The 13,962-nt window shown below is 48.4% G+C and carries 10 protein-coding genes; all 10 read right to left on the bottom strand.

The window, feature by feature from the left end; all coding sequences use genetic code 11:
* Positions 1 to 17: 17 nt before the first annotated feature.
* The 10 genes from GVJ32_RS08225 to GVJ32_RS08270 all read right to left on the bottom strand — a co-directional run bounded on the left by GVJ32_RS08225 (position 18) and on the right by GVJ32_RS08270 (position 13,891).
* Positions 18 to 2,399: a TonB-dependent receptor gene (locus tag GVJ32_RS08225; RefSeq protein WP_159239573.1), complete on the bottom strand. Its 2,382-nt coding sequence runs from the start codon at positions 2,397 to 2,399 to the stop codon at positions 18 to 20.
* 345 nt (positions 2,400 to 2,744) lie between these two features.
* Positions 2,745 to 3,488 (bottom strand): enoyl-CoA hydratase/isomerase family protein, encoded by a 744-nt coding sequence (locus tag GVJ32_RS08230; RefSeq protein WP_159239574.1) that lies wholly within the window; start codon positions 3,486 to 3,488, stop codon positions 2,745 to 2,747.
* Complete coding sequence (locus GVJ32_RS08235) at positions 3,478 to 4,242, bottom strand: NAD(P)H-dependent oxidoreductase (protein ID WP_159239575.1); 765 nt, start codon at positions 4,240 to 4,242, stop codon at positions 3,478 to 3,480. Before GVJ32_RS08235 ends, GVJ32_RS08230 begins: the two co-directional genes overlap by 11 nt.
* Positions 4,239 to 5,378, bottom strand: a complete 1,140-nt coding sequence (locus tag GVJ32_RS08240; RefSeq protein WP_286187610.1) for a CaiB/BaiF CoA transferase family protein — start codon at positions 5,376 to 5,378, stop codon at positions 4,239 to 4,241. Before GVJ32_RS08240 ends, GVJ32_RS08235 begins: the two co-directional genes overlap by 4 nt.
* 1 nt (position 5,379) lies before the next feature.
* Positions 5,380 to 6,909: an AMP-binding protein gene (locus GVJ32_RS08245; protein WP_159239577.1), complete on the bottom strand. Its 1,530-nt coding sequence runs from the start codon at positions 6,907 to 6,909 to the stop codon at positions 5,380 to 5,382.
* Between the two features lie 19 nt (positions 6,910 to 6,928).
* On the bottom strand, positions 6,929 to 7,693 hold the full coding sequence (locus GVJ32_RS08250) for an enoyl-CoA hydratase/isomerase family protein (protein ID WP_159239578.1): 765 nt from the start codon (positions 7,691 to 7,693) through the stop codon (positions 6,929 to 6,931).
* Positions 7,694 to 7,919: 226 nt separating this feature from the next.
* On the bottom strand, positions 7,920 to 9,221 hold the full coding sequence (locus GVJ32_RS08255) for a phytoene desaturase family protein (RefSeq protein ID WP_159239579.1): 1,302 nt from the start codon (positions 9,219 to 9,221) through the stop codon (positions 7,920 to 7,922).
* A gap of 96 nt (positions 9,222 to 9,317) precedes the next feature.
* Positions 9,318 to 10,472, bottom strand: coding sequence for an acyl-CoA dehydrogenase family protein (locus GVJ32_RS08260; RefSeq protein ID WP_159239580.1), 1,155 nt, complete (start codon positions 10,470 to 10,472; stop codon positions 9,318 to 9,320).
* A gap of 41 nt (positions 10,473 to 10,513) precedes the next feature.
* Positions 10,514 to 12,664 (bottom strand): 3-hydroxyacyl-CoA dehydrogenase NAD-binding domain-containing protein, encoded by a 2,151-nt coding sequence (locus GVJ32_RS08265; protein WP_159239581.1) that lies wholly within the window; start codon positions 12,662 to 12,664, stop codon positions 10,514 to 10,516.
* 21 nt (positions 12,665 to 12,685) lie between these two features.
* Positions 12,686 to 13,891 carry an acetyl-CoA C-acetyltransferase gene (locus GVJ32_RS08270; RefSeq protein ID WP_159239582.1) on the bottom strand — a complete coding sequence of 402 codons (1,206 nt, stop codon included), beginning with the start codon at positions 13,889 to 13,891 and terminating at the stop codon, positions 12,686 to 12,688.
* Positions 13,892 to 13,962 lie beyond the last annotated feature (71 nt).

The raw sequence follows: 13,962 nt of genomic DNA on the forward strand, positions 1-13,962 counted from the left end.
TCATGACACGATGCATCCTAGTATTCCCAATTCAGACGTAGACCAAATATCGCAGGGGGTGCAAGCAGAGTACNTGTTATAAAATCAGTATCGGCATTGAAAACAAAATATTCAGCATTACCTAGGTTAGTGCCGTACGCCGTTACCCGCAGTTGCCATGGAGCAAAGTAATAGCTAGCCCGCGCATTTACAACATTATAGGACTTTTGAATACTGGCCTCGTTGTTCTGCGCCGCAAAAAATACTCCTGAATTATAGTAAACATCACCAGCGACTTCGACCATCCCAGGGCCAAGCTCAAACGTATATGACAATCCAAGAGAACCGCTAAGTTCCGGTGTTCGAACCGTGGTGTTGCCAGTAAAATCACGCCCCGGTAACAGCAGGGCATCAGGGCCAAAAAAAAGGCCGGTAGTTTCATCGTAGCCGGAGCCCTCTTTATAATCGGTGTATTCACCATCAAGATAGCAAGCACCCAAGGACATCACAAAACCCGGTAAGGCTTCAGGAAAGACTTCCCACAGACTATCAAACTCAGCGCCACGTATTCGCGCCGAGCCATTGTTTACAAGACTAGCAACGCCGCCAGACAGAAAGGAGATAATCTGCCCTTGAACATCCTCGCCACGATTTTCAAACACTGCCGCACTGAAACGCATACTTCCGTCGAACAAGGTATCCTTATAGCCGATCTCATAGGATGTTAGTATTTCTGGCTCGACATACCCTGCTGGCGCTAAAACGTTGACAAGATTATAGGTGCCGCTCTTGTAGCCTTTGGCATACAAAAAATACAGCAGCGCGTCCTCACCGAGCTTGAAATCCACAACCACCTTTGGCGAAAAGTTATTGGACTCCGTGCGCTGTGAACCGTAATCCAATAGGCCAATGCTGGTCGGTGGTATTAGATTACCAGCATCGGCATAAATCCCTACTGTAGACTTTACTAACTTACGCACTTCTGTTTGGTAGCGCCCACCAAGGGTCAGCCCCATCCAGTCCATAGGATTGATGGTGGTCTGGAAAAATGCTGAAACCGATTGAGTGCCCATTGCGCCAGCTAAATCCGCACGTATACCCTCGTTTACTGCTGGCAATAAGTTATCAACCAGCGGCAAACCTTGGAGCAAATCGATAATAGGTGAGGTAAGCCCCGTTAATGGCCCAAGGCTTGGGGACTGTGTCAAAAAATCGACTGCGCCCGCCCCCACGCTCATACGTATTGGATCATAAGCCACAATACTATTGATGTAGTATAGTCCGCCAACCCAGTTCATCCAATCTGCACCCCAACTATCATCGTTAGACAAAAACTGCAACTCAGCGGTTTTGGAGTCATAATAAGATGTAGGTGTAGTGATATATATAACGGGGTTTGGTGAAGCATCAAAATCAAGGCTAGTGGCCGTTTCATTGCGTAGATCAGCTAGAATCAACTTGCTATCAAAGCCAGAAGCGAAATGCGACAAGTGCAGGGTGGTTACCTCGGTAAAGGAATCACCGGTACCTGCGTTACCTACACTGGTGGTATAGCCCTTTGTTGGCGTAACTAGTAAAGCCTCCCCCAGCGGACGCACAGCTGAAACGCCTCCTATTCCGGCCAGCCCCGACACCACACTACTGTCTGTATAGCCGAGAATCGCGGTGGTACTATCGCTAGGGTTCCAAGCCAGCTTTAGGGCATAACCGTCGCTGGTCTCGCCCGGCAAGGATTTTAACGGCGACACATCCGATGGACTATAATAATTCTCGGCTTCGGACCACTGCAGACCAACAGAAAACGCAAGCGTATCGCTAATTGGTCCACTGTAATGCCCGTTCAAGCTGGTTTTATCAAATCGCTCACGACTTACACTAAAGGCGGCTTCGACCTCCTGTCCTGGCTGTTTCATAACGATATTGATCGCCCCGCCGGTGGAATTACGACCAAACAAGGTGCCCTGCGGCCCCTTCAATACCTCAATGCGCTCGATTGCACCAAGTTTAGAGTTAGCGCCAAAGGCCATCGGATAGTAAATACCGTTCACATAAGTGGCAACTGTCGCATCGGCAGACGGAAGGAAGGCATCGGTGCCAACGCCGCGGATATAAATTTGCGAATAACCCAGTTGCAGATTGTATTGCATGCCCGGAGTAATTTGTTGTAGTTGCGCCGGTTCTTCCACACCCCGCGCCGCCAGTAGACCAGCACTGAAAGCCTGCACTGAGACCGGAACATCTTGCAGTTGTTCCTCGCGTTTCTGCACAGTAACTATCACTTCTTCCAGCATACGACTGCGTACTGGATTACCCGTTGTAGTTGGTTTAGCACCTGAAACGGATGATTCATTTAGTTGTGCCTGCAGCGGCAATGAACAACAGTACAATGTAGAAAACAGTAATGTGTAGCGCCTGAACATGACATCAACATCCTTAAGATTTAGGTTACAAATTGTAATACACCGCAATTATAATTATTTCGTCTTATTGGACGAATTTAGAACGCATCTGATCAATTAATGTTTCGAAGTAAAACCTCAAAAATTAAAGTTACAATGCTTTATCCTATTGAGGTTAATACTGTAGTTATAAACACAGAAGCGTTTATTCTCCTCGACAAGTTGGCACTACGAAAAGCATAAGCGTTACCTATTCTGTTCTGGCTGAATGAACTAAACACGGTAGTAAGTACCAAATGGCCTCGCGAAGGCCTGTCGATAAACCATCATCGAATTGTAGTGAAAATCATAAGCCAGCAGCATTATTTATATAAAAAAATTCAGTGCTATTTTGTGCGACTCGCTACCCATCGTTCTATCTAAGGCATCCCCCATCACCACAAAGGCCTCGTCAATACTTTTTCCTTTAAGTGAATTTGCTGTGACTTTGGATTCCGATATCGTATCTCTGGGCCGACTAGCAATGGCACGGGCTAACGCACCCGTCTTATCCATAAGCTCGACGTCATCAAATACATGATTAACAAGCCCAATGCGATAAGCCTCATCGGCTGAAATAGGATCTCCCGTTAGAGCAAGCTCCTTTGCTTTTCCCATGCCTACTATGGTGTACAAAGGATATACAAATTGAGATACCCCAATTTTGATCTCTGGTTGCGCAAATATAGCGTTTGGAACACACGTTCGAATATCGCAAAACACTGCCAAATCGAAGCCTCCAGCCACTGCGGCGCCATTAACAGCGGCGATGGTAGCAATAGGTAAGTGATACAGCGTTTCAAACAAGGCGAATGCACTACGCATGTAAGCCACACGTGCACCAGAGTCCAACGTAACTAAGTATTTAAGGTCCAAACCCGCACTAAACGCAGGGCCGTTCCCCGTTAACACAATAGCGTTAATGTCTTGCCGCTGAGCTAATTCAACAAAGGAGCTGTGCAGCGCAGCAATCATTATTGGGTGGAGTGCATTCCGCGACTGAGGTCTATTCATGGTGATTATTGCAACGCCCTGTGCCACCTCGACAACAACGACTTCATCACTTATCACGCTGAAACTCCTTATACTCACACGCTAGCTGACCTACCGTGCGAGACGTAACTCCATCTCGCAACATCCAATTTTCAAACTCACTGCTATCGTGAAAATCGACCTTTGACCGCCCTTCAATTTCTCCTAGGTACATCGCATAGGCGTCGTGTACCCGCAACCGTTCATCGGCATCTTGATAACGCAATGAATACGCGACAAAAGGCTCATAAACATCCAATCCAGAATAATGAAAAACACCGGCATGTAAGTGCCATAAAATAACGCGCAGATCACCAAGAACCCCATTTGGCTGAACCATCTCCGGCAAACATCCGGTAGTGATACTTAGACTAGCACTGCGCCCTTTGAGCCCGCCGTTTTCCCAACGTAAACCAGCACCATAGACAGCGCCATTTACAAATACGCGATCAATCCAACCTTTCATAATTGCAGGGACCGAAAACCACCATAATGGAAACTGAAGAATCAGGTGGTCACACCAGAACAATTTATCCAACTCTTCCTGAATGTCACTACTAAACCCGCCCTCGCCTTTGGCTGCGTATTTTTGCTCGCGGTCATATTGTAACTGCTCGGGAAACCGGCGCTCTTGAAAGTCGGAAGCGGTCGCCACGGGGTTAAAGCCCATTCGGTACAGATCAGAAACCTGGACTTCATGGCCATCCAAGCGGAGCTGTTCAATACTTCGTTGAAGTAATGACGCTCCGAAAGAGTTCTCTTCGGGATGGGCAAATACAATAAATATTTTCATGGATTCGCCTTCTCGTTCATGGCGGTAGCGTTAATTAAAGCGATAATTTCGTCCTGATGCTGCCCCGGCGTCGCTCGTAAGCCCGGTGTTCCGGTAGGGGTGTCTGAAAACTTCGGTGCGGGCGCGGGTTGCCTTAAACCTTCAAGCTCTATAAACGCATTACGTGCGATATTGTGAGGATGTTTATGGGCCTCCCAGAATGGAATCACTGGTGCGACACACGCATCTGTGCCATCAAAAATCTCCGCCCATTCACGCTGATCTTTGGCGAGGAAACGCGCTGCAATAGTCTCGCGCAACGCTGGCCACAGGGTTTGGTTTCTGTGTCCTTCAAGGATCGACTCGGGCAATTCAGCCAACTGCAAAAACAACCTCATAAACTTGGGTTCAATTGCCCCTAGGGACATGTATTTGCCATCCCTTGTTTCATAAACTCGATAGTAAGGCGCACCACCATCAAGGAAATTACTCTCTCGCTTTGTACCCCAGATTCCGGTGTCTTGAGCCGAAAAAAATAAACCCATCATCGCGTTTACGCTGTCGCTCATAGCGGTATCGACAACCTGCCCTCGACCACTAAGACGCGACTGAAAGACAGCACTCATCAAACCAAAGGCCATAAACATCGCGCCAGCATAGTCACCTAACAAATTCAGGGGTGGTGAGGGTGGCCGGTCGGCGTAACCCATTGCATGGAGCGCACCGACAATAGAAATATAATTAATATCATGGCCCGCACTCTGGGCCAACGGCCCCGTTTGTCCCCAACCCGTCATACGACCGTAGACAAGCGCAGGATTGCGCGCCATACAGTCCTCGGGGCCAACACCCAACTTTTCCATCACACCGGGTCGATTTCCTTCGAATATCACATCGGAAATGGCACAGAGTTTTAAAAGCGTCTTACGATCTTTTTCAGATTTTAAATTCAGTAATATGGATTTTTTACCGCGTCGATGAATATCCCGCGTTAACTGTGGCGCTTCGCCATCGCTAGCGCGATCAATCAAAATCACTTCAGCCCCCATGTCGGCTAACATCATTCCGACAAAAGGTCCGGGACCCAAGCCAAGTAATTCTATCACTCGTAATCCAGCTAACGGCCCTATCGCATTTACCTCTAAATGACTGTTCATTTCAGATATTAAGCAACTGCTCACGCAATACTGTCTTCAGTATTTTTCCCGCTGGAGACAATGGCATTGCGTCAATCACGCTTATAGACTTTGGACATTTATAGAGCGACAAGCTAGATTGGCAGAAACGAGTTATCTCTGTAGTATCAATGCTAGTGGAACACACAAGCACCGCGTGAACACGCTCTCCCCACTTTTCATCGGGCAGTCCGATAACCGCACACTGTGAAACCCCAGGATGACGAGACAGGACATTTTCTACCTCGGTAGAAAATACGTTCTCGCCACCGGTAATGATCATGTCTTTAAGTCGATCGACTATATAAACAAAGCCGTCCTCATCCCTATACGCCAAATCGCCGGTACACATCCAACCGTCTTTCTTAACCTCCGCGGTTTTCTCTGGCGCGTTCCAGTAACCCAACATGACCGAGGGACCGCCTATTTGAATCTCGCCAACTTCACCTGTAGCTAACTCACAACCATCTGCATCTGCAATACGGATCTCACTCAAGGCCATTTCAAGGCCAGCCGAGCTAAGGCGCTTACGCGCATTGGGATCATCAGAAAGCCGATGGTATTTCGCCGGCAACATAGTTGCTAGGCAGGTTTCTGTCATGCCATAGCCCTGAATAAGTTCGCAATTCGGCAAGGCTAATATCACTTTATCCAACAAGGCTGCTGGCATTGGTGCAGCGCCATAAAATATAGTCTGCAAACGATCAAGATTAGTACTGGCGAAATCAGGATGTGAAAGCAACGCGTGAATCATGGTAGGGACGAGCAATACATCACTGACGCCATCGTTAGCTAAGCAACGCAATACTTCACCAGGTTCAAAGCGCGGAACAAAGCTGTGACAACCACCAGAGAGAAGATGGTTCACCATCAACTGCACGTCTGCCATATGAAACAGCGGCGCCGCATGGAGATAGGTATTCCCGCGAGTACCGCAACCAATCGCAGCCTGACTCACACTGGCAGAAACGAGGTTTCCGTGACTTAACATAACACCCTTAGAGCGCCCAGTTGTTCCACCGGTAAATAACAGCAGCGCTAGATCATCACCACCACGATGAGCATCTTCTACTGGCTCAGAAGCGGCAATGAATGTCTCCCAACTGGAGTCAGCTTGCTGACTATGCATTAAAAAGCGATGTTGCAAACTAGGTAAAATCTCACCAGACAAATCAGCGGCGAGATCGTCAAAATATTCGTCGTAAACAAAAACGCGGGCGCTAGAATCCTCTATCGCAGCTTTAATTTCACTACTAGACCAACGGGTGTTTAATGGCGCTACAACACCGCCAGCCCACAATGTAGCGAGTAATAACTCAAAATAATTGTCGGAATTATTGGCGAGTATAGCAACGCGCTCACCCGCTTCGACGCCGACTGAGCGCAATCCACCTGCCAATTTCGCGACGCGGTGTACTAGCGTCTCAAAGGTCTTTTTACGGCCTGAAAAACTACAGGCTATTTCCCCACCCCTAAGTCTCGCCGCCTTGTGCAAAGATTGAGTAATTCTCAATGTATTCTCCTTTCGCCTATTATTTTTTTCTCGTTAAAAATGCTGCCATAGCGGCTTTTGTTTCACTGCTTTCTGAGCAAATTTGCTGTAACTCAGCCTCCATCGAAATAGCATCGGCTAAATCCAAGTCGGTGGCCTTACGAACCGCAGCTTTTGCAAACCTTAGTGACAGCGGTGCCACGGTCGCTATCTGCTCCGCCCATTCACACGCCGCTACTAACAAGCTTTCACCCTGATAAACTTTATTCGCAATACCTAACTGCAAAGCTTGCTGAGCACTAATAGCCTTAGACTCAGCGAGTATTTGAAAAGCGCGTTTTGCGCCCAAGAGGTTCACCAAGTGCCAGCTCGCACCCCCGTCGGGGGCGAGTCCAAACTTTGAGAACGAAAAGGAAAGTTCAGCGTTTTCATCCATTATAAGTAGGTCGCAGGCTAGGGCTAGCGATGCACTCATACCTACGCAAAGCCCATTCACTGCGGCGATAACCGGCTTTGGGGAATTATGTATTTTTAGTAGCAGGGGTTTGTAATGCACATTAATTAAATCCGCTGCAAGTATATTAAAATCCTCAACCGCAGCAAAATCCTGACCCGCGCCAAACACCGTTCCGTTGGCGGCCAATACCACGCATCTTACGCTGTCATTGGTCAACGCAGCGTCAAATGCGTCAGACAATCCCTGTCGTAGAACGGGGTTCAAGACATTCCGCCTGTCAGCCACATTCATTTTAATAGTCGCTACGGCTCCGTCAACGTCAACAAGCACTGCTGGAGATGTATTCATGTTTGCTTACCTAATGCTGATACAAGAATGAGTAATGACATACTAATCTTCTTATTGAAGATATTGCTCTGCGATATAATATACACCCTTCCCCAACGCCCATTATCTGCAGTGCGTTATGTCAATCCAAGGCCTGAGACAACCTAGGTAAAACGACAATAAGCGGCAGGTCTAATCCACATATGAATGAAATAAACCTACCGATTAACACTCACAAATAAACGATCTACGCTAAATATTCCACAACATGAGCGGATACATTCTTTGCGCTAACGGCACAGGCTTGGGTACCACCATCACCGTAATCTTTAACAGCGTCGCCAACATTCCACAAATTTGCTATCGGTGTTTCTTGCGGCATGTCATAACCAGAACAAGAGCGCTGGGCCGGCCAATCACCCTTCATGACGCGCACAGAAAGCATTTTTGCATCAACAAAAGCTGGGAATTCATCACGTAGATCTTGCATCGCCAACTCAATTTCTGACGCCTCATCGAAGTCTCCCATTGCTGGGCGTGGCACGGCATAAGCAACGTACATATACCAGCCATCTGGCGCCAATTCTGGACAGGTATACGTCAGCTCGCCCATATTACAAAGTCGGCGTGTGTTGCCAAAGGTGATAAGGCCGGGAATATCAATGAGACGCTCCCGCGTCGCAAAGTTAATAACAATATTCGCGGTAGGTCGAACCGTTCTCTTCAGCTTTTCAACATACTCGGCACCAAAGAGATCTTCTCCCGCCAGCGCTACAGTTGCCGTAGGCCCCATATTACTGACCACGGTTTTGGCCGCAATGAAGGTATCTTTACCGTCTAGCGACACTGTGACACCGGTGACTTTGCCATCTGCGCTTTCAATGCGCTTTACTGGCGTATTCAGCACGACAGTTCCGCCCTTATGCTCAATACCTGCCGCTAAATCTTGCCATACACCAATGGTGCCACGGGGACAGAAGCCAAACTGTTTGAACGCGCCTTTGGTGGCAAAGTAAATTAAAAACGCACGAGCAGGTAACTCATCCGCATTCACCGCAAATATCGCAGCACATAGGTTACGAAACAGGGCGTGTACTGTTTTGTTTTTGGTGTAACCTTCTAACCATTGCTGGGTAGAGATATTTTCTTCCGGCAGATCGCCCTTGCGGGCATCGGCAAACTTAGCACCAATCTTAGCAGCCGACTTGGTAATACCGCCGAGCAACAGCCCCCAGCCGCCCTTAGCTGGATTGATAATCTTCCCATCGATACGAAACACTGTTGCTGGCGTAGGTTCTCGAACATCTAATGGCGCATCAACTAGCTTCATTGTCTCTTCAAAGGTACTGCCTATTTCAATTGCAATGGCGCCAATATTAACGCGAAAACCGTCAATATCCTCGCTCGACGCTCTGCCACCCACGCGGTCTTTTGCTTCAAGCAATAATACTTTTTTTCCTGCGGCCACTAGCCTTGCCGCGGCGGCTAAACCTCCGGCACCGGCACCAATAACAATCGAGTCATAGCTATGTTCAGTGGAAATATTCATACCTTCTCCAAATTATATTTTTTTTGATATCGCAATATTACTTCTAAGTCTTTCACTAAATTTAACTAGCTAGATCTTTGCAACACGAACGCTTAACTACATTTTCTTTGCTAATTCCAACAACATCACTTCGGTAGCACCGCCGCCAATCGGCAATAGGCGGGCATCTCGTGAGATTCGTTCCACAGCGGTTTCGCGCATATAGCCCATACCACCGTGAAACTGCACGCATTTATACAAAATGCGGTTCATCAATTCAGGAAGGTGCGACTTAACCATGCACGCTGACATAGAGGCATCTTTGCCCTGCGCGTCTAAATGCGCGGTGTGGTAGGCGAGCTGCTTCGCTGCGGCCAGCTCAGCAACCAAAGCCGCCATATCCAGCTTGATATTCTGCATATCCCAAAGTGTCTTGCCGAAGGCTTTACGGCTTTTTAACCATTCCATCGTTAGCTCAATCGCTTTTTCACTCTGACCGACACATTGACCACCAATACAAATTCGTTCAAGTTCAAAACCTTCCATGATGTAGTAGAAGCCCTTGTTCTCTTCACCAATCAAATTCTCGACGGGCACCTTTACATCATCTAAGTAAAGCAATGCTGTATCAGAAGAAAGCCATCCTGTCTTTTTCAGCGTTTTACCAACGGTAAAACCTGGCATCCCTTTCTCAAGCACAAATAACGAAATACCACGACTGCCCTTAGCGGATGAATCGGTTCGCGCGGCCAGCATGTATAGATCACCGTAGACACCATTAGTGATAAACATTTTGGAGCCGTTGAGAACGTAGTGATCACCCTCGCGTCGTGCGGTGGTTTTCATTCCGGCAACGTCTGAGCCGGCATCAGGTTCTGTCACCGCTACTGCGCAGACTTTTTCTCCGGCGACTATTTCAGGTAGATATTTCGCCTTCATCGCGTCACTGCCATGACGCACAATATGCGAGGCCGACATATCGGTGTGAACTGTGATGCCCGCCATAACTCCGCCAAAAGTCGAGCGCGCCAATTCCTCAGAAAGAATTAGCGAAGCGAGCGGCCCCATATTGGTACCGCCAAATTCTTCGGGGAAAGACATGCCGAGAATACCGAGCTCACCCATTTTTCGCCAAACCTCACGGGGCATGGTTCCGAGCTCTTCCCATGCTTCACCGTTCGGTACAATTTCGGCTTCTACAAAGCGCCGGATAACCCAGCGCATTTGCTGCAGTTCTTCCGACAGATAAAGCTCATCCAAATCTACAAACATAGTCCCAACTCCGCGCGAGCTTATATAAATTACGCATCAAATTAATTTAACTTAGCTTTAATTTCAGATAACGGTGCTGGAAGCGCAAAGCGACTACCATATTTCGCAGTAAGCTCAGCGGCACGCGTCTCGAAGGCGTCATCGCCACCAAACCATTCGATAAAGTGGTAAGCACCACCGGTATGCGTTGGGAAGCCCCAGCCAAACAGCGAACCAATATTCGCGTCGCGGCTAGACATCAAGACACCACGGTCAATACAGCCCAAGGTTTCGACCACTTGCCTAAACATAATGCGATCGCGAATATCATCAACCGGCATCTCAGTGTTGCCACCAAACATGTCTGCAAGACCAGCCCACAAGGATTTGCTTCCATCCTCAAAATAATCGTAAAAACCTTTGCCGCTAACTCGACCACTACGGCCAAGCTCACACATGCGCACGGACATATCCTGCAACTGCGAATGCACCGCATGGAAGTCTTCGCCCTGCTGTTTATCTAGTTCCAGATTGGTCACGCCAACCTTGCGCATCAATTCAATTTCGACTTCATCCAATACCGAAAGTGGGCCAACCGGCATACCGGCACCTTTTGCAATATTTTCGATCATGGCAGGATTAACGCCTTCACTCAGCAGATGTAAACCTTCATCGCAGAAGCAGCCGAACACCCGAGAGGTATAGAATCCACGCCCATCATTGACTACAATCGGCGACTTGCGAATCTGCTGCACATAGTCGTAAATAAAGGCCAAAGCACTCTCTCCGGTTTTTTCACCACAGATCACTTCAACTAAAGGCATTTTGTCGACTGGAGAGAAAAAGTGAACGCCAATAAACCGACTAGGATCACTAAATGCGTCGGCCAGCAGAGTGATCGGTAACGTGGAGGTATTACTCCCCCAGATGCACGCTGGTTTTAAAAAGGGCTCAATTTCTTTTGTAAGCTTGTGCTTTAATGTGAGATCTTCAAATACCGCTTCAATTATTAGATCGCAATCGGACAGGTCTTCGTTGCGCTCTGAAGGCTGAATTCTAGCCAGAATCTGATCAACTTGGTCTTGGGTCTTTTTACCCCGCGCAAGCTGCTTATCAAGCAGCTTGCGCGAGTAATCCTTGCCCTTTTCTGCGTTCTCAATAGAGATATCTTTGAGCACCACATCCATACCAGACAGCGCGGAAGAATAAGCAATACCACGGCCCATCATGCCTGCGCCCAGCACACCGACCTTGGCGACTTTTTTCTTGTCGATATGCTGGGGACGGCTAGCGCCAGCAGCAATCTCATTCATTTGAAAATACATTGTAGAGATGAGTGATGTTGACTCAGGGCTACGCAACAATTCAGAAAAGTAGCGCGACTCAATCATCATCGCTGCTTGATAACCGACACGGCTACTCTCGGCCATAACCGAAAGAATCGCCGCTGGAGCAGGTAACAGGCTGCGGGTCTTTTGATGTAACATCGCTGGCGCACCCGCCAACATCATGGCATTGCTCGGCGTATATGCCTCGCCGCCTGGGATTTTATACTTCTTATCAAACCACGGCTGTTGCGCCGTAGGATTAGCTACTATCCACGCCTTAGCGCGCTGCATCATATCCGCTGCGTCAGTTGCCAACTCATGGATCAAGCCGGCTTTTTGAGCCTCTGGTGCAGAAAAACGTTTACCTTCAATCAACAAAGGAAACGCGTTTTGAATACCCAATAAACGCACGCTGCGAACAACACCACCCGCAGCAGGCAGAAGACCCAAACTCACCTCTGGCAGTCCGACAGCGACATTTCGATCGTCTATGGCAATGCGGTAATGGCAGGCAAGACAAATTTCAAAGCCGCCGCCCATTGCCGCGCCATTAATGGCAGCAACCACCGGCACACCAATAGATTCAAGCTCGTTAAGCTGTCGCTTCAACCGCATATTCAACTCAAAAGCGCGTTCCCAAGCCTGCTCCTTTTTGTCCTGCATGATTTTATTAATATCACCGCCTGCAAAAAAGGTCTTCTTAGCAGACGCGATGACGATGCCCTTGAGCTGCCCAAGATCTGCTTTTATTTGCGCCAGTGATTCGTCCATATAATCGCAGTAGGCATCGTTCATTGTATTGACCGATTGACCTGGCATATCCATGGTCACAACCGCAATGCCGTCGCTGTCCAGTTCGTATTTAAATCCGCTATTCGTAGTCATGACGTTACAACTCCAATTCGATCAAATTCGTTCAATGATAGTGGCGATGCCCATACCAGCGCCGATACACAGAGAACACAATCCGTAGCGTCCACCGCGGCGTTCCAATTCATCCAGCACCGTGCCGACCAACATGCCACCGGTCGCTCCCAGCGGATGGCCAAAAGCAATAGCACCACCATTAACATTGACCTTATCTGCCGGCGCACCGGTGTCTTTCATGAAGCGCATAACGACAGAAGCAAATGCCTCATTGATTTCAAATAAGTCGATATCGCTTATTGTGAGACCGGCCTTCGCCAGCGCTTTCATCGCCGCTGGAGCTGGCCCAGTAAGCATAATCATCGGTTCGGTAGAGACATTCGCCATCGCGACAATTCGGCCCCTCGGTTTCATGCCTAGCTCTTTGCCAATGGCTTCGCTACCAATCAAAACGGCGCTTGCGCCATCCACGATGCCTGAAGAGTTACCTGGGGTGTGGACATGGTTAATTTTTTCGACTTGCGTATAGCGATTAAGGGCAATGCTGTCGAAACCCATTTCGCCCATTTGCGCGAATGACGGCTTTAACGCCCCTAAAATTTCCATGGAACTTGCCGGCTTAATAAAATCGTCTTTGTCGAGAATGACCCGCCCGTGCATATCCAGCACAGGAACAACACTTTTAAAGTAAGCTTCACGCTGCGCCGTCGCCGCACGCTGCTGAGATTGGAGGGCAAATGCATCGACATCCGCACGGCTGTAACCGTCGAGCGTGGCTATCAAGTCAGCGCCGATGCCTTGGGGAAGATAATGTGTCTTTATACTGATGGCCGGATCAGATACCCAAGCGCTGCCACCGCTGCCGATGGGCTCTTGAGACATAGACTCGACACCGCCACCAATCACAAGATCTTCAACACCGGCGATGACCTTCATTGCGCCAATATTGACGGCTTCTAATCCCGACCCGCAGTAGCGATCCAATTGCATGCCTGACACAGAATCCGGCCAGCCCGCATTCATCGCAGCCGTCTTGCCAATGGCGCCACCTTGGCTGCGCAGGGGGTCTGCACAACCCAATATCACGTCACCCACAAGCGCAGGATCGAAATCCACTCGGCGCTGTAATTGCTTAAGAACACCCGAAGCCAAATCCACTGGCTTCACTTCATTCAAGGTGCCATCAAGTTTTCCCTTAGATCGCGGGGTTCGAATTGCGTCGTAAATAAATGCGTTAGTCGCCATGTTTCCACCGTATAAATAAAATACCTAAGGCACTGATAAAGATGCGCCCGACACTCAATAACTTTTAGATG

Source organism: Zhongshania aliphaticivorans, assembly GCF_902705855.1.
Classification (GTDB): Bacteria; Pseudomonadota; Gammaproteobacteria; order Pseudomonadales; family Spongiibacteraceae; genus Spongiibacter; species Spongiibacter aliphaticivorans_B.

Bases quoted from the DNA above. Each gene is read 5' to 3' on its own strand.
- GVJ32_RS08260 (WP_159239580.1), bottom strand. From the start codon at position 10,472: ATGTTTGTAGATTTGGATGAGCTTTATCTGTCGGAAGAACTGCAGCAA.
- GVJ32_RS08250 (WP_159239578.1), bottom strand. From the start codon at position 7,693: ATGAATACATCTCCAGCAGTGCTTGTTGACGTTGACGGAGCCGTAGCG.
- GVJ32_RS08240 (WP_286187610.1), bottom strand. From the start codon at position 5,378: ATGAACAGTCATTTAGAGGTAAATGCGATAGGGCCGTTAGCTGGATTA.
- GVJ32_RS08235 (WP_159239575.1), bottom strand. From the start codon at position 4,242: ATGAAAATATTTATTGTATTTGCCCATCCCGAAGAGAACTCTTTCGGA.
- GVJ32_RS08255 (WP_159239579.1), bottom strand. From the start codon at position 9,221: ATGAATATTTCCACTGAACATAGCTATGACTCGATTGTTATTGGTGCC.
- GVJ32_RS08270 (WP_159239582.1), bottom strand. From the start codon at position 13,891: ATGGCGACTAACGCATTTATTTACGACGCAATTCGAACCCCGCGATCT.
- GVJ32_RS08265 (WP_159239581.1), bottom strand. From the start codon at position 12,664: ATGACTACGAATAGCGGATTTAAATACGAACTGGACAGCGACGGCATT.